Annotated in this window: 16 protein-coding genes; 4 read left to right on the top strand and 12 right to left on the bottom strand. The window is 69.6% G+C overall.

Annotated features, from left to right (window positions below; translation table 11 throughout):
• Positions 1-76 precede the first annotated feature (76 nt).
• The gene (locus ED208_RS00270; RefSeq protein ID WP_123209863.1) at positions 77-1201 is read right to left on the bottom strand and encodes an NAD(P) transhydrogenase subunit alpha; all 1125 of its coding nucleotides are present in this window, start codon (positions 1199-1201) and stop codon (positions 77-79) included.
• Positions 1202-1342: 141 nt separating this feature from the next.
• Between ED208_RS00270 and ED208_RS00275 the strand changes: the two genes are divergently transcribed.
• From ED208_RS00275 to ED208_RS00285, 3 genes are read left to right on the top strand one after another with little or no spacing between them, the layout of a single operon-like run.
• Entirely contained in the window at positions 1343-1897 is a 555-nt protein-coding gene (locus ED208_RS00275) for a hypothetical protein (protein WP_123209864.1), read from the top strand.
• 39 nt (positions 1898-1936) lie between these two features.
• Positions 1937-3487: a DUF4331 domain-containing protein gene (locus ED208_RS00280; RefSeq protein ID WP_123209865.1), complete on the top strand. Its 1551-nt coding sequence runs from the start codon at positions 1937-1939 to the stop codon at positions 3485-3487.
• Between the two features lie 15 nt (positions 3488-3502).
• Entirely contained in the window at positions 3503-3745 is a 243-nt protein-coding gene (locus ED208_RS00285) for a hypothetical protein (RefSeq protein WP_123209866.1), read from the top strand.
• Positions 3746-3826: 81 nt separating this feature from the next.
• On the opposite strand, the gene ED208_RS00290 is transcribed toward ED208_RS00285, so the two are convergent.
• The 8 genes from ED208_RS00290 to ED208_RS00325 form a co-directional block, all read right to left on the bottom strand.
• A complete protein-coding gene (locus tag ED208_RS00290) occupies positions 3827-4990 on the bottom strand; it encodes a HupE/UreJ family protein (protein ID WP_123209867.1) in 1164 nt (387 codons plus the stop codon).
• Positions 4987-6216: an amino acid adenylation domain-containing protein gene (locus ED208_RS00295; RefSeq protein ID WP_123209868.1), complete on the bottom strand. Its 1230-nt coding sequence runs from the start codon at positions 6214-6216 to the stop codon at positions 4987-4989. The genes ED208_RS00290 and ED208_RS00295 overlap by 4 nt, the downstream gene beginning before the upstream one ends.
• Before the next feature lie 68 nt (positions 6217-6284).
• The gene (gene ppnP / locus ED208_RS00300; RefSeq protein WP_123209869.1) at positions 6285-6596 is read right to left on the bottom strand and encodes a pyrimidine/purine nucleoside phosphorylase; all 312 of its coding nucleotides are present in this window, start codon (positions 6594-6596) and stop codon (positions 6285-6287) included.
• A gap of 131 nt (positions 6597-6727) precedes the next feature.
• A complete protein-coding gene (locus tag ED208_RS17515; protein WP_123209870.1) occupies positions 6728-6892 on the bottom strand; it encodes a rubredoxin in 165 nt (54 codons plus the stop codon).
• A 99-nt stretch (positions 6893-6991) separates the two neighbouring features.
• Positions 6992-8155: an alkane 1-monooxygenase gene (locus ED208_RS00310; protein ID WP_123209871.1), complete on the bottom strand. Its 1164-nt coding sequence runs from the start codon at positions 8153-8155 to the stop codon at positions 6992-6994.
• A gap of 240 nt (positions 8156-8395) precedes the next feature.
• Positions 8396-9616: an ABC transporter permease gene (locus tag ED208_RS00315; protein WP_123209872.1), complete on the bottom strand. Its 1221-nt coding sequence runs from the start codon at positions 9614-9616 to the stop codon at positions 8396-8398.
• Entirely contained in the window at positions 9613-10326 is a 714-nt protein-coding gene (locus ED208_RS00320; protein WP_123209873.1) for an ABC transporter ATP-binding protein, read from the bottom strand. The genes ED208_RS00315 and ED208_RS00320 overlap by 4 nt, the downstream gene beginning before the upstream one ends.
• The gene (locus tag ED208_RS00325) at positions 10326-11576 is read right to left on the bottom strand and encodes an efflux RND transporter periplasmic adaptor subunit (RefSeq protein ID WP_123209874.1); all 1251 of its coding nucleotides are present in this window, start codon (positions 11574-11576) and stop codon (positions 10326-10328) included. Before ED208_RS00325 ends, ED208_RS00320 begins: the two co-directional genes overlap by 1 nt.
• A gap of 103 nt (positions 11577-11679) precedes the next feature.
• On the opposite strand from ED208_RS00325, the gene ED208_RS00330 reads away from it, so the two are divergent.
• Positions 11680-12591: a LysR family transcriptional regulator gene (locus tag ED208_RS00330; protein ID WP_123209875.1), complete on the top strand. Its 912-nt coding sequence runs from the start codon at positions 11680-11682 to the stop codon at positions 12589-12591.
• Positions 12592-12612: 21 nt separating this feature from the next.
• On the opposite strand, the gene ED208_RS00335 is transcribed toward ED208_RS00330, so the two are convergent.
• The 3 genes from ED208_RS00335 to ED208_RS00345 all read right to left on the bottom strand — a co-directional run bounded on the left by ED208_RS00335 (position 12613) and on the right by ED208_RS00345 (position 15676).
• Positions 12613-13308 carry a VIT1/CCC1 transporter family protein gene (locus ED208_RS00335; protein ID WP_123210655.1) on the bottom strand — a complete coding sequence of 232 codons (696 nt, stop codon included), beginning with the start codon at positions 13306-13308 and terminating at the stop codon, positions 12613-12615.
• A gap of 114 nt (positions 13309-13422) precedes the next feature.
• Positions 13423-14460: an NAD(P)H-dependent flavin oxidoreductase gene (locus tag ED208_RS00340; protein ID WP_123209876.1), complete on the bottom strand. Its 1038-nt coding sequence runs from the start codon at positions 14458-14460 to the stop codon at positions 13423-13425.
• Positions 14461-14536: 76 nt separating this feature from the next.
• The gene (locus ED208_RS00345; protein ID WP_158608374.1) at positions 14537-15676 is read right to left on the bottom strand and encodes an efflux RND transporter periplasmic adaptor subunit; all 1140 of its coding nucleotides are present in this window, start codon (positions 15674-15676) and stop codon (positions 14537-14539) included.
• Positions 15677-15687 lie beyond the last annotated feature (11 nt).

Consider the following 15687-nt stretch of genomic DNA (forward strand, 5'->3'; position numbering starts at 1 on the left):
ATCCGACCCCGGCCCGGCCATCCATGGCCGGGCGTTCGCCGGGCGGACGGCCTGTGGGCCGTCCGCTAATTCCGGCTCACCCTTCGACGGCCTTCTTGGCCGCCTCGTTCTTGATCTCGCCGGCATGCGTCAGGCAGGCCTTGGCCAGCACCTCGTCGCTCCAGTCGATGTTGATCGCCTTGTCCTTGATGAACAGCTCGATCAGGTTGAGCTGGTTCTTGGCGTACAGCTCGCTGGCGTGCTCGCCGAGCATCGAGGGCACATTGAGCGGGCCGACCACGCTGACCTGGCCGACCTGCACGGTCTCGCCGGGCACGGTGTACTCGGTATTGCCGCCGCCCTCGGCGGCGAGGTCGATGATCACCGCGCCGGCCTTCATGCCGTCCACCTGCGCCTTGCTGATCAGCTTCGGCGAGGGGCGGCCGGGAATGGCGGCGGTGGTGATGATGATGTCGGCGGACTGGATGTGCTTGGTGACGACGGCGGCGATCTTGTCCTTTTCTTCCTGGGTCAGCTCGCGGGCGTAGCCGCCGGTTCCGCGGGCATCGACGCCGGTGTCGACAAACTTCGCGCCCAGCGACTCGGCCTGCTCCTTGGTCTCGGGACGCACGTCATAACCTTCGGTCATCGCACCCAGACGGCGCGCAGTGGCGAGCGCCTGCAAGCCGGCGACGCCCAAACCCATGACCAGGCACTTGGCCGGGCGGATCGAGCCGACGGCGGTGGTCATCATCGGCAGGATGCGGGCGAGATGGGTGGCGCCCATCAGCGCCGCGTAATAGCCGGCGAGAGCGGCCTGCGAGGACAGCGCGTCCATCGCCTGCGCGCGGGTGATGCGCGGCACCAGCTCCATCGCAAAGCTGGTGATCTTCTTGTCACGCAGCTTCTTGACCAGCTCGACTTCCTTGTGGGCATAGACGAAGGACAGCAGGATCGCGCCCTCCTTCATCGCCTCCACCACCTCCAGCGAAGGCGGCTGCACACTGCAAACGATGTCGGCGTCGCCGACCATCCCCTGCGGGTTGGCGATGGCGTGGACGTTCTTGTACGCGCTGTCGGCCAGCTTCACCGCCTCGCCGGCGCCGGCCTGCAGCGACAGCTCCAGGCCCAGCTTGTTGAGCTTGTCGGCGACGACGGGGACGAGGGCGACACGGCGTTCGTTCGCGCGCGTTTCTTTGAGCACGGCAAGTTTGACCGGCATGGACGCTCCTGCTTTAGGTTTGATTCGATGGCAAGATCACAGCCCCTCCAACCAAAGGCGATCTTGCAAGTCGCCGGAGTCTAGCCCATGCCTTTCATGCCGGCATCGAAAATTTCGCTATTGATCGGATTCCTTTCGGTCATGCCAATCGCCCATGCCGCCCCCTTCGACCCCGGCGCGGCCATCCGCTTCGGCGACTGGACGCTGGCGCGCCCAGCCCAGGCCGCGACCCCGACCGTACTCACCGGCCAGGTCTACAAGCTGGTGCCGGACAAGGAACGGGCCGAAGAGCTGTTCCTGTACTACAAGGACGGCCAGGAGCGCGCGCTGCTGCTGCGCTTCGAGGCCGAGGGCAAGGACGACCGCGCGGTACTGCGCACCGACTGGCTGTCAGAGCGCCTCAACGGCTGCCGCTACGGCGTGCCGGCCCGGCTGCCGCCGCTGCTGACGGTGTTGGGGATCAAGAAGATGCCGCCGGGCGATCTGCCGGAGTTGCCCGACGACAGCCTGCTGCGCATCGGCAACGAGGGGGATCGCGGACTCCGGCGGGTCGGCGAAGAACTGGTTGCCGACCTCGGCCGCTTCCGCGTGCGGCTGATTGCCGACAGCCCGACTGTGCATGTCGGTGAACCGAGCAGCGGCGATTTCTGCCGATTCGAATCGAAGGCGGCATCTGAACCGGAACTCGCTCCGTAACTCAGGGGGCTTGACCCCCTAAATTCCGAGGAGATTCCGATGAACCGTTTTCGCTTGCAGCCCGTCGTGGCTGCGGCTTTGCTGTCGGTGGCCGGCAGCGCCGCCGCATCGAGCCACCGTGAGGCTCCCGCCATCACCGAGTCGCCGAAAGTCGATGGCACCGATTTCTACATGTTCCGCAGCTACGAAGAAGGTCGCTCCGGGTTCACCACGCTGATCGCCAACTACCTGCCTCTACAGGACAGCTACGGCGGTCCCAATTACTTCTTCATGGATCCGGACGCGCTCTACGAGATCCATCTCGACAACAATGGCGACGCCAAGGAAGACCTCACCTTCCAGTTCCGCTTCAGCAACAAGTTCGGCCAGGCCAATATCCCCAGCCTGGGCGTGGTCAACGGCAATCTGGTGATCGGCGGTAACAGCGTGCAGGTGCCGCTGATCAATCTCGGCGGCGGCAGCGGCAGCAACCCGGGCGCGCTCAATGTCACCGAGAGCTACAGCCTCACCCTGGTGCGCGGCGACCGCCGCACCGGCACGGCCTCGGCAGTGACCAAGCCCGACGGCAGCACCAGCTTCGACAAGCCGGTCGACAACATCGGCAACAAGTCGATCCCCGACTACCCCGGCTATGCCGAGAAGTTCGTCTACGACATCAAGCTGCCCGGCTGCGCCACCAACGGCCGCGTGTTCGTCGGCCAGCGCCGCGAGGGCTTCGTGGTAAACCTCGGCCAGGTGTTCGACCAGGTCAACCTCAACCCGCTGGGCGCGCGCGACTCTGCCAGCAACACCATCGGCGACAAGAACATCTCCTCGCTGGCGCTGGAGCTGCCGACCGCCTGCCTCACCAACGGCAACGATCCGGTGATCGGCGGCTGGACCACTGCCAGCCTGCGTCAGAGCCGCCTGCTGAACCCGGCGCCGACCGGCCCAGTCGGCAATGGCAACCAGCGCGGTCCGGCCGTTGAAGGTGGCGCCTGGACCCAGGTTTCGCGCCTGGGCTCGCCGCTGGTCAACGAGGTGGTGATCGGCATCACCGACAAGGACAAGTTCAACGCCAGCGTGCCGGCCAACGACGTCGCCAACTTCGGCAAGTACGTGCTAACCCCGACCCTGCCGGTGCTGGTCAAGGTGCTGTTCGGCGTGGAACCGCCGGCCACGCCGCGCAACGACCTGCTGGCCGTGTTCGTCACCGGCGTGACCGCCAACGTCAACGGCACCGCCTTCAAGTACACGGCGCCGGCCAACCAGACCGTGCCGGGCGAGATGCTGCGCCTGAATACCGCGCTGGCGCCGACCCCGGTCGCCGAGCAGAAGCAGCTCGGCTTCCTGGATTGCGATCTGGGCGGCTTCCCCAACGGTCGCCGGCCGATCGACGACGTGGTCGACATCGCGCTGACCGTCGCCGAGGGCGCGCTTACCGGCACCAACGGCCTGCAAACCTGCGATGTCTCCGGCGCCGCTCCGGTGGTGAAGAATGCCGGCGCGGTGGTCAACGATGGCGCCATGCCCTCTGCCGACGAATACCTGACCGCCTTCCCCTACCTGGCTCCGCCGCTCGCCGGTTCGGCGCTGGCCAGCCGCAAGTAAGGGGAGCAACGCGCCATGATCCGACGCCTTCTGCTTTCCACAGTGCTGGCCCTGGGGCTGGCCGCCTGCGGCGACGATGGTTCGCCGCAGGGGGCCATGCCCACCGTCAACAGCATCCTGGAGTTCGCCAAGTCCCTGATCGGCACCCAGACTTGCGAGACCAGCCAGCCAGTCAGCCTCAACGGTCGTGAGCTGCTCGACAGCGAAACCGCCGCCGGCGATCTCAACAGCGTCAGCATCGGTTGCACTCCGAGCTGATTTTTTCTTCGCTTCCCCTCAAGGCCCCTCACGGGGCCTATTTTTTGCCTGGCGGGGAGGATATTCGTCGTCGGGCCTGGTTCAGATCGGCAGCGGCCAGTTCATCGCGAACAGCCGGTCAATCAGCCAGATCAGGCCAGCGGCGGCGACCAGCCAGGAGCCCGGCCGCAGCAGCCAACGCCGGTAGCCGGGCCGCTCGCGCAGGACATAGCCCACCGGCACCAGCAGCAGCACCAAGCTCAGCTGTGCCAGCTCGACGCCCAGATTGAAGCCCAGCAGCGCCGAGACCCGCCCTTGCAGGGGCAGCCCCAGTTCCAGCAGCGCGCCAGCGATGGCGGCACCGTGGATCAGACCGAAGCCCGCCGCCAGCCAGTGCAGGCGCTGCTGCACCATCGGCCAGAGATTGTTGAGCCCGGCGAACAGCACCGAGGCCGCCACCGCCGATTCCACCCAGCGCGACGGCAGGCGGAAGGCCTCCAGCGCCACCAGGCAAAGCGTCAGGGCATGCGCCAGCGTGAAGGCGGTGACCAGGGTAGCGCTGTGCAGCAGCACCGGCTTGAGTCCTGACACCGGCTGCCAGCGCCCACCCGACCAACGCAGAGCGGCGGGCAGGAACAAGGCCAGCAGGAACAGCAGATGGTCCCAGCCGCCGAGGACGTGCTCGATGCCCTCGACCAGATACTGGCCGAGCGGCCCGAACACTCCGGGCTCGGCGCCGAAGCGCAGCTGCCGGCGGTCGGGCGCGAAGCTGCCGCTCTGGCTGTCCTGGGCGTCGCTGCCGTAGCGCAGCCTCAGCAGACCCCGGTGCGAGGCGTCCAGATCAAAAAGCGCCTGGTACCCGAGCAACAGCTGCCCCGGCCGGCGCGGACACTCAGCCCGCAGTTGGAGCACGGCATAGCGGCCGTCGCGACGGTCGGCGATCTGCAGCCCGGGTTCGACCCGCAGCACGCAGACATGACCATCGGCCATCACGCTCAGCCGGGAACCGGCGTAGCCGCGAATCGCCGCTTGCATCGCCCGCACCTCGCCCCAGCGGATCTCGCCGTCGCCATCGGCATCCAGCCCGAGCGCCAGGTCGAGGTCGCGCAGTGCCAAGTCCCAGCGCAGGCTCAGGCCGGCGCCCTCGACCTGGGCGAACAGGTAGGCGGTGCTACCGGCATGGGCGGCGGCCGGCGGCGTCGGCAGCAGCAGGGCCAGCAGGCACAGCCAGAGCCCGGTGCCTCGGGCCATCAGCGCGGCGCTCATGGCGCCTCCAGGCCGGCGAGGCGGCGCAGCGCTAGATCCTCCAGACCGGTGCTGCGCAGCCAGGCGCGTACCGGCTCGGCCGCGTCGGGACGGCCGGCGGCGATGGCCGACTCCAGCAGCAGGCGGGCATCGGCCGGCTCGCGCTGCAGCTGCCAGTTCCGCTCGCTGTGACGCAAGGCCTGCAGAGGATCATCACGCAGCGCCAGCGCCAGCAGCGCCTCCTCGCGGCCGTGCCCGCTCTCGCCGCGCTGGCGGGCAAGCTGGAAGCGCGCTTCCAGCTCCTCGGCATGCGCCTGCCAACGCGACTGGAACGCGAGCTGGCCGGCCTCGGCCAGTCGGCGCTCGGCGATGGCCAGGCGGAGCAGGGTGAGATCGCTGCGGGTGCGGCGCAGACCGCGCTCGACCCGCGCGGCCTCGCCTTGCGCCAGCTGAAAATCCGCCCAGGAGGCTTGCAGGTAGACGTCCTCGACCTGCGCCCGGCTGGCCAGCGCCAGGGCCTCGGCGTAGTAGCGCGAGGCCTGCGCCGGACGCTGCAGGCGCACCGCCAGTTCGGCGGCGACAGTCAGGGCCCAGCGCCGCTCCTCGGCGCCGGCATCGAGGCCGGCCGGCGACTGCAACTGCCCCTCAAGCGCCGCCAGCATCGGCACCGCCTGCCCCAGCAGACCGCGGGCGTTGGCCAGACAGGTGGTGGCGAGCAGCAGGCTGCTGGCGCCGATCAGGCGCAGGCAGTCGGCCTGCGACTGCTGCGGCCGGCCCTGCACGGCATGGATGACCGCGCGGACCAGCCGCGCTTGGCTGTCGTCCGGATCCGCCAGCAACAGCGCATCGAGATCGGCGAGCGCGCCGGCGAAATCGTGCCGCCGCTGGCGCAGCACCGCGCGCAGCCGCTGGATCGCCGGCGGTGGCGTCGGTACCGACTCCCAGGACTGCAAGGCGGCCTCGGCGACGCCGAACCAGCGCGGATCGGCGCGTGCCCGGCCCAGTTCCAGGGCCTGCTGGGCAAGACGCAAAGCCTGCTCGGCAGACTCGGCGGCGGACGGCGTGGAGGCCGACGCCGCGCCAGTCGCGGCCAAACCGCGCAAGGGACTGGCGGCAGACAGCGCCTGACGCTCGTCGGCCGGGGTGTACGGAGTCTGCGCGACGGCGGCGCTCGTCAGTAGCCACAGTGCGCCGGCAAGCCGGCGGACGAGCAGGACCGCAAACGCGCGGCGGCGGTCAGCCTGCATGAAATCTTCCGGGACGTGGGGGCACGTCCCTGCTTACGCGGCCGGCGCGATGCCGGACGCAGCCGTGCTCAGCCGAAGTGGCAGACGTAGTGCAGCGCGTCGAGGGTCTCGATCTCGAAGCTGGAATTGCCCGGCACGCTGAACGACTCGCCGCCCCGGTAATCCTTGCTGGTGGCCTCGCCCTTCAGGCGCACCCGGCAATGGCCGGCGATGACCTCCATCACCTCCGGCGCGGCGGTGCTGAAGGTGAGCTGGCTGGGCAGGATCACGCCGATGCTCTTCTTGCTGCCGTCCGGAAGCAGCACGGTGTGGCTGACGCACTGGCCGCCGAAATAGACATTGGCCTTCTTGACGACGCTGACGTTATCGAACTGGGACATAACGGGAACGGGATAGGAACGGGGGCGGCATCGCCGATCCACTACGGGCTGGAGCCGGTCGTGGATGCCGCCAGAAACGGGAACCGCCAGACCCCGACCGGGGCCTGGCAAACCAGATCCGCGCGGCGCGGCTAGTCTTCGACCAGCTCGAAATCCGCCTTGGACGCGCCACAATCGGGGCAGGACCAGCCCGCCGGCACGTCTTCCCACTTGGTGCCGGGGGCAATGCCCTCGTCCGGCCATCCCTGAGCCTCGTCGTACACGAAATCGCAGACGAGGCAGCGCCACTTCTTCATACAGTTTCTCTAAACAGGCGGTGAATGAGGCGCGAATCCTAGCCGAAGAAGCCCGCCTTTCGCCTCCCCGGAGGCTCAGCTCCGGGGAGGTCTGGCAGCTCAGGCGGCGGCCGAATAGCGGGCGATGACCTGCTCGCGGATGGACGGCTTGATGTTGGCCTTGCGCATGTCGCCACCGTGATGGGCGACCACCTTGGGGTCCATCAACCAGAACCACAGCGGCGGGATGTAGGCGAACAGGATCATCGCCGCGTAACCGGAGGGCAGGCGCGGCACGTCCTCGAAGTTGCGCAGGGTCTGGTAGCTGCGGGTCGGGTTGGCGTGGTGGTCGCTGTGCCGCTGCAGGTGGTAGAGCAGCACATTGGTGACCACGTGGTTGCTGTTCCAGGAGTGGTGCGGCTGGCAGCGCTCGTAACCGCCGTCGGCGCGCTTCTGACGCATCAGGCCGTAGTGCTCCAGGTAGTTCACCACCTCCAGCAGGCTGCCGCCGTAGACCGCGGCGATCACCAGCACCGGCAGCGCCACCCAGCCCAGCCAGGCGATCATCGCGCCCCAGAGCAGGGCGGTCAGCGCCCAGGACTGCAGGTTGTCATTGCTCCAGTGCCAGACGCTCTTGCCCTCGCGGGCCAGGCGCTTCTTCTCGATCTCCCAGGCCGACTTGAACGAGCCGTAGACGCAGCGCGGCAGGAATTCGTAGAAGGTCTCGCCAAAGCGCGAGGAAGCCGGATCCTCGGGGGTGGCAACGCGGACGTGGTGGCCGCGGTTGTGCTCGACGTAGAAGTGGCCGTAGAAGCCGGGCGCCAGGACCAGCTTGGCCAGGAAGCGCTCCAGCGGATCGGTCTGGTGGCCCAGCTCGTGGCCGATGTTGATCGCCAGCCCGCAGCCGACACCCAGCGACAGTACCGCGCCCAGCCAGCCGTACCAGGGCAAGGTCTGGCTGGTGATGAACCAGATCATGTAGGCCCACATGCCCAGGTAGACCGGCACCGAGGCGAACAGCGCCCAGCGGTAGTAGCCGTCGCTGGCCAGGGAACCCATCGCCGAATCCGGGGGATTGGAGTCGTCCTCGCCCATCAGGCGGTCGGCGAGCGGGATCAGGCCGTAGAGGATGAAGAATCCGAACCAGAGCGTGATCGCCCAGCCGCTGTACTGGTAGGCAAGGGCGCCGGCCATCGGCAGGAACATCACCAGCGCGCCGAGCGGCCAGAGATAGCGTTTGTTGTCGGTCCAGCTCGCGGGCGTGGGCAGGCTTGCGGTGGTCATGCGTCTTCCTCCAGGTAGGTTCTAAAACGACCGTTCAATTAGGATCATGGCGATCCACAGGAAAGTCAACTGCCGTTCGCCGGACGGGCGTCCGCGCCGAAATCCAGGGCCAGGACCGGCACCCGTGCTCCGCCCGCCGAGGAGCCCCGCCGATCCTCGCCCAGGCACGGACACCCGGCCGCAGGCCGACACAAGGGGCTTCCTTGGAAACGGCTGTCGCTCTGGACAGCGGCGATCCGCTTACTCGTGCCGCAACGCGGTGATCGGGTCCAGCCGCGAGGCCCGCAGCGCCGGGTAGAGCCCGAAGGCGACGCCCACCAGGGCCGAGAAGCCGACGGCCAGCCCCACCACCGCCGGCGAGATCAGCAGGCTCCAGCCGAACTGCTGCGCCAGGTAGCTGGCGGCGGCCACGCCCAGCAGCACGCCCAGCACTCCGCCCAGGGCGGAGAGCATCGAGGCCTCGGCCAGGAACTGCGCGAGGATGTCCACCGGCCGCGCACCGAGCGCCATGCGCAGGCCGATTTCGCGGGTGCGTTCGGTGACCGACACCAGCATGATGTTCATCACCCCGATGCCGCCGACCAGCAGCGACACCCCGGCCACCGCCGCCAGCAGGGTGCTGAAGGTCTTGGTCGACTCGCTGCGTGCCTCGGCCATCTCGGTGAGGTTGCGGATGTTGAAGTCGTCGGGCTTGGCACCCAGACGATGGCGCTCGCGCAGCAGTTCGGAAATCGCGGTCTGCGCCTGCTCCAGTTGGCCATCCTGCGCGCGCACCTGGATGCTGCCGGCGATGTAGTTGGCCAGCCCGGCGCTGAACTTGGTGCGGTAGGCGCTGGTGGGGATGAAGGCAGCATCGTCGTAGTCCTGGCCCATCGCCGACTGGCCTTTCTTGGCCAGCACGCCGAGCACGGTGAACGGCGTGTTGCTGATGCGCACCGTCTGCCCGACCGGCGAAGCCTCGCCGAACAGGTTCTCGGCCACCGTCGCGCCCAGCACTACCACCTTGCGGGTGGCGTCGAGATCGCTCTGGCTGAACAGCGCGCCATCGGCCGCCGCCCAGTCGCGGATCACGAAGAACTCCGGCGAGGTGCCGGTGATCTGGGTGGTCCAGTTGCCGGATTCGGCGACCAGATTGCCGTTGGCGCGCAACTGCGGCGCCGCCGCCAGCACCGAATCGACCTGGGTCTGGATCGCCTTGAGATCGGCCCAGGTGAGCGTCGGCTGGCTGCCGAAGCCGCCGCGCACGCCGCCCGCCTGCGAGGAGCCCGACAGGACCACCAGCAGATTGGTGCCCATCGAGGCGAAGGCCGCATCGACCTTGGCGCGCGCGCCGGAGCCGATCGCCACCATCGCGATCACCGCCGCCACGCCGATGACGATGCCCAGCGCGGTGAGCGCCGAACGCAGGGTGTTGCGGGCCAGCGCGCTGAGCGCGGTGTAGAGGGTTTCCAGGGGATTCATGCCGGCGCTCCGCTGGCGATCAGCAAGGCTTGCTGGCGGACATCGCTGAGCACCTGGCCATCGCGCAGGGTGATGACCCGCGCGGCGTGGGCGGCGATGTCGGGTTCGTGGGTGACCATGACGATGGTCTGTCCGGCCTGCCAGAGCTGCTGCAGCAGGGCGATCACCGCGACGCTGGTGGTGGAATCGAGGTTGCCGGTGGGCTCGTCGGCGAACAGCACCTGCGGCCGGGTGACCAGGGCACGGGCGATGGCGACGCGCTGTTGCTGTCCGCCGGAAAGCTGGCTGGGGGTGTTGCGCAGCTTCTCGGCCAGGCCGACCCGCTCCAGCGCCTCCTGCGCGCGCCGCAGCCGCTCCTTGCGCGGCACCCGCGCGTAGGCGAGCGGCAGCGCGACGTTGTCCAGCGCCGAGACTCTCGGCAAGAGGTTGAAGTTCTGGAACACGAAGCCGATCAGGCGGCTGCGCAACTGCGCCAGCCGCGCCGCCGGCAGCGCTGACACCCGCTCGCCGGCCAACCGGTACTCGCCGGCACTGGGGGTATCGAGACAGCCGAGGATGTTCATCAGCGTTGATTTGCCGGAACCCGACTGCCCCATGATCGCCACGAACTCGCCGGCCTCGACGCGCAGCGAGACGCCGCGCAGCGCCTGGAAGTCCTCGCCACCCAGGCGGTAGCTACGGACGATGCCATCCAGCTCGATCAGGGCCATCAGAACGGCCCCGGCGGCGCCATGCCGCTGCTCTTGCCGCCGGCGGCGGCAGCGCCTCCGCTGACCCCGGTGACCAGCTGATCGCCCTCGGCAAGGGTGCCCTCGCGCAGCGGCGTGATCTGCGAGACCGCACCGTCGGTGACGCCCACCCGCACCGGCACGGGGACCGGGTCGCTGCCGTCCGCCGGCTTCTTCCAGACCCGCTTGATGGTCGGATCACGCTGGCGCTCGCTGCCGTTGCCATTGCCGCCAGCGGCCGGACCGCCGCCGCTGCCGGCCTTCTCGCGGGCAGCCTTGGCGGCATCCAGCCAGGCCTGCGGCGGCTTGAAGCGCAGCGCCGCATTGGCCACCTTCAACACGTCCTTGGCTTCGGCGGTGCGGAAGCTGACGTTGGCGGTCATGCCCGGCTTCAGCTCCAGCTCCGGGTTTTCGACATCGACCACCGCGTCGTAGGTGACCACGTTCTGTACCGTGGTCGGCGACACCCGCACCTGCGACACCCGGCCCTGGAACTTGCGGGCCGGATAGGCATCGACGCTGAATTCCGCCGCCATGCCCTCCTTGAGCTGGCCGACATCGGATTCGGCGACGCTGGTGTGCACCTGCATCTTCTTCAGATCCTGCGCGATGGTGAACAGCACCGGCGCCTGCAAGGACGCGGCGACGGTCTGGCCGACATCGACGCTGCGGGTCACCACCATGCCGTCGGTGGGCGAGCGGATCACCGTGTAGTCGAGATTGACCTGGGCCTCGGAATAGGCGGCGCGCGCCTGCGCCAGCGCGCCCTGCTGCGCGGCGACCTCGGCCTGCGCCTGTTCGACGGCGGTGGCCAGGCTGTCGATCTCCGCCTGCGAGACATAGCCCTGCGGCAGCAGCTCGCGCGCCCGCCGCAACTGCCGCTCGGCGTCGGCCAGCGTCGCCTTGCTCTTGGCGACATTGCCGGTGGCGGCGGCGACATTGGCCTCGGTACGCCGCACCGCCGCCTGCAACTGCTGCGGGTCGATGCGCGCCACCACCTGCCCCTTCTTGACGATGCTGTTGTAGTCGGCCTCCAGGCTGGCGATGCGGCCGGATACCTGCGAACCCACCTGCACCGTCACCAGCGCCTGCAGGGTGCCGCCGGCGGTCACCGCAGCGGCTACGTCGCCGCGCTCCACGACCACCGCGCTGATTTGCGTCTTGTCGGAAGCCTCCTGACCACAGCCGGCGAGGCCCAGCAGAATCAGCAGCGAAAGCAAGGGATGGCGCATGGTGGACCTGGGTCGAAAGCGGAAAGGAAGCGGGATCTATCAGCAGGATGCCAGACCCGGTGTTTGCGTCGCGTTTGGCGGGTCGGCCGCATAGACTCGCCGGATGCGCATCGAGTTTCGCCAACTACGCTCCTTTCTTGCGGTCGCGGAAGAAAAAAGCTTTCGCCGCGCCGCCGAGCGCATCTTCCTGACCCAGCCGGCGCTGTCGCAGCAGATCGCCGCCCTGGAACAGGCGCTGGAGGTGAAGCTGTTCGAGCGCGAGGCGCGCGGCGTGCGGCTGACCACCGCAGGCGAAGCCTTCCGCGAGGGCGCCAGCCGCACCCTGCGGGCGCTGGACGAAGCCAGCGTCGCCGCCCGTTCCGCCGCCGGCCTCGCCGACCGCAAGCTCACGCTGGGCTACACCGAATACCTCAATCTGCCGTTCGTGGCGCCGGCGATCCGCGCGTTGCTGGCGGAGTTTCCCAACCTGCGCTTCGAGCGGCTGGAACTGGCCTCGCCCCGCCAGGCCGAGGCCCTGCCCAGCCACGGCATCGACCTCGGCATCGGCTACCTGCGCGGCGAGCTGCCGGAGTCGCTGGACTTCACGCCCCTGGTCAGCGGCCGCTGGCTGATCGTGCTGCCGCCGGAGCATCCGCTGGCCCGGCAGGACAGCGTCTCGGTCGCCGCCCTGCGCGGCGAACGCATCGTGCTGTTCGCGCGCCTGATCAATCCGCAGTTGCACGACGCCGTGCTGGGCCTGATGCGCGCCCACGGCCTGGAGCCGAACCTGATCGAAACCACCCAGACCAGCGCCGGCCCCAAGCTGGTCCGCGAGGGCCTGGGGTTGTTCTGGGTGATGAGCTACGTGCTGGGCACGGTGCCCGAGGGGCTGGTGGCGCGCCCCCTCGCCCTGCCCGAGGACACCCAGATCACCATCGGCGCGCTCAGCCGCAAGGGCGAAACCTCGCTGCCGGCGCAGCGCCTGCTGGCCCTGCTGAAGGAGCAGGCCCGCACCGTCTACCCGGACCGTGGCTGAGGCGCGCCAGGCGGTCGCTAGCTAAACCGCAGTGCCGAACAGGCGGCCGATGCCGGCGGTGAGCGCCATCGCCAGCGCGCCCCAGAACGCCACCCGCAGCGCGCCGCGCACGACTGGCGCGCGGCCGGCGCGGGCGGCGACACCGCCCAGAACCAGCAGGGTCAGCAGCGCGCTCGCCGAGCTGACCAGTGCGAGCTGCGCCGCCGGCGCCAGCAGCACTGTCGCCAGGGGCACCAGGGCACCGACCACGAACGAGGCCGCCGAGGCCAGGGCCGCCTGCACCGGTCGCGCCCGCAGGGTTTCGGTGATGCCCAGCTCGTCGCGGGCATGGGCTTGCAGCGCATCGTTGGCCATCAACTGCTCGGCTACCTGCCGCGCCAGCGCCGGGCTCAGACCGCGCTGCACATAGATGCCGGCGAGTTCCGCCAGCTCGCGCTCCGGCTGGGTCTCCAGCTCCGACTTCTCGCGTCGCAAGTCGGCACGCTCGGTATCGGCCTGCGACTGCACCGACACGTACTCGCCGGCCGCCATCGACATCGCTCCGGCGACCAGTCCGGCGACGCCGGTCAGCAGCACGTCGGCGGGCGCGCTGCCCGCCGCCGCCACGCCGACCACCAGGCTGGCCACCGAGATGGTGCCGTCGTTGGCGCCCAGCACCGCCGCGCGCAGCCAGCCGATACGTTCGGCGCGATGAAATTCCCGGTGTGTCGAGGGCACGAGCTTGATCTCCGGCAAAGACTTCCAGGGGCTTGGGATTGCGTCGCAACTTAACCGCTGCGGCCGGGCGGCGCTAAATCCCGGCGAGCCATTCGTGCCTGCCGGATCAGAAAATCAGAAGCCGCGCGCCAGCTCCCGCGTCAGCTCGGCGGCACCGATCTCGCGACAGCCGCTGAGGTTCTGCCCGGCCCAGAGCGGCGAGTAGTCGCCGCTGCCGGCCGCTTCGGCCTTCGCGCGCAGCGGCGCCACCGCCGTGCTGGCGAGCGGAAACGCCGGCGCCAGTTGGCTGAGCGGACCCAGCTCGCGCATCAGCCGATTGACGATGCCGCGCGCCGGCCGCCCGGAGTACAGATTGGTGAGCGCGGTGTGGCGCGCCGACGGCGCCCGCAGCGCAGCGCGATGCACCGCGCTGGTGGTCGCTTCGGGGCACAGCAGGTAGGCAGAGCCGATCTGCACGCCGGCGGCACCCAGGGCCATCGCGGCGGCGACGCCACGCGCATCGGCAATGCCGCCAGCGGCGATCACCGGCACCCGCAGCGCCGCGACCAGTGGCGGCAGCAGCGCGAAGGTTCCCGATTGCTCGCTCAAGTCCTCGGAGAGGAAATGGCCGCGATGACCGCCGGCCTCCAGCCCCTGGGCGATCACCGCATCGACGCCGCGCGCCTGTAGCCACAGCGCCTCCGCCAGCGTGGTCGCCGAAGCCAGCAGCCGCGCGCCGCTGGCCCGCACCCGCGCCAGCAGCTCTGGCTCCGGCAGGCCGAAGTGGAAACTCACCACCGTCGGCCGCAGCGCCTCCACCAGCGCGGCGGACTCCGCCGTGAACGGCGCCCGACCCGGGCCGGGCGCGATGCCGGCCGGGTCGATGCCGAACTCCGCGTAGTACGGCGCCAGCGCCGCGCGCCAGGCCGCCTCGCGCGCGGCATCCGGCGCGGGCGGCACATGGCAGAAGAAGTTGAGATTGAAGGCGGTCAGTCCGGCTGCGCGCAGGGCCGCCACCTCGCCGGCGATCTGCCCGGCACCGAGCATGGCGCAGGGCAAGGAGCCCAGACCGCCCGCCCGCGCCACGGCGATCGCGAGCGCGCTGCCCTGAACCCCGGCCATCGGCGCCTGGATCAGCGGCAGCTTGCTACCCAGCAGTTCTCCGAGACCCATCGCCGCCCTCCTAGCCGTGCTGGCGCGGCGCATTCTGAGGCATTGCCGCCGTCACCAACTGGTCGGCGGCGGGTGCTCAGCTCTTCGCCGCCGGCTTCGCCGGCTCGACCTTGGCCGCCTGGGCAATCACAGTCTGGCCGTCGCGCAGGGTATCGGGCGGGTTGAGCACCACCCGCGCGCCGGCGGACAGGCCCTCCAGCACTTCCAGTTGCTTGCCGAGATCGCGGCCGAGCCGCACCGGCAGCAGCTTGAGCGTGCTGTCGGCCTGCACGCTGGCGACCTGATTGCCCTTGCCGTTGACGATCAGCGCGTTGGCCGGGATCAGCAGCGCCGGCTGCGCGTTGGGCAACTGCAGGCTGACATCGACCGAGGCGCCGGCCAGCAGGCGGCCGTCGTGGTTGTCGATCCGGATCTCGGTGGTGAGCGTGCGCGCGGCGTCGAGCACGCCGGCGCTGCGGCTGACGCTGCCACTGAACACCTGGCCCGGCAGCTCGCGCAGGCTGATCTGCGCCGGCAGGCCGACTGTCACCCCCGGCGCCGACGCCTGCGGCACCTGCACGCTGACCCGCAGTTGCCGGGTATCGGCCAGGCGGAACAGGCTCTCGCTGCCGCTCACCAGCATGCCAGGCTCGGCGTTGCGGGCGGTGATGCGGCCGGCGAAGGGGGCGGTGACGCGCTTGAAGCCGCTCAACTCGTTGAGCCGGGCCAGTTGCGCCTTGGCGCTGTTGACGCTGGCCTCGCCGGCGGCCAGCGCGGTGGCGCGCTGATCGGCTTCCAGCTTGGACACCGCGCCCTGGCGCACCAGCTCCTGGTAGCGCTGGTTGGTGCTCTTGGCCAAGGCCAGTTCGGCCTCGGCCTGGGCCAGTTGCGCGCGCGCGGCGATGCGGTCCTGGTCGAGGTCGGGGGTTTCGATTTCCGCCAGCAACTGGCCGGCCTGCACCGCATCGCCGAGATCGACCAGATAGCGCTTGAGATAGCCGGCGGCGCGGGCGTGGATGGCAGTGTCCTGCCAGGCGCGCAGCGTGCCCGGCAGACTCAGGCCGTTCTCCGCCGGCGCGGCCTGCACTTCGACCACGCTCAGCGTCGGCACCGGCGCGGCGGCGGCCTCGGCCTTGGGCGCCTCGGCGTGCAGGCGCGGCGCCAGACCGATGGCGGCGAAGCCGGCGAGCGTCAGCGCGGTGGCACCGAGGTAGAGATAGGACTTTTTCTGGGACATGCGGAGGCTCC

The sequence above is a fragment of the Stagnimonas aquatica genome (genome assembly GCF_003730135.1).
GTDB lineage: Bacteria > Pseudomonadota > Gammaproteobacteria > Nevskiales > Nevskiaceae > Stagnimonas > Stagnimonas aquatica.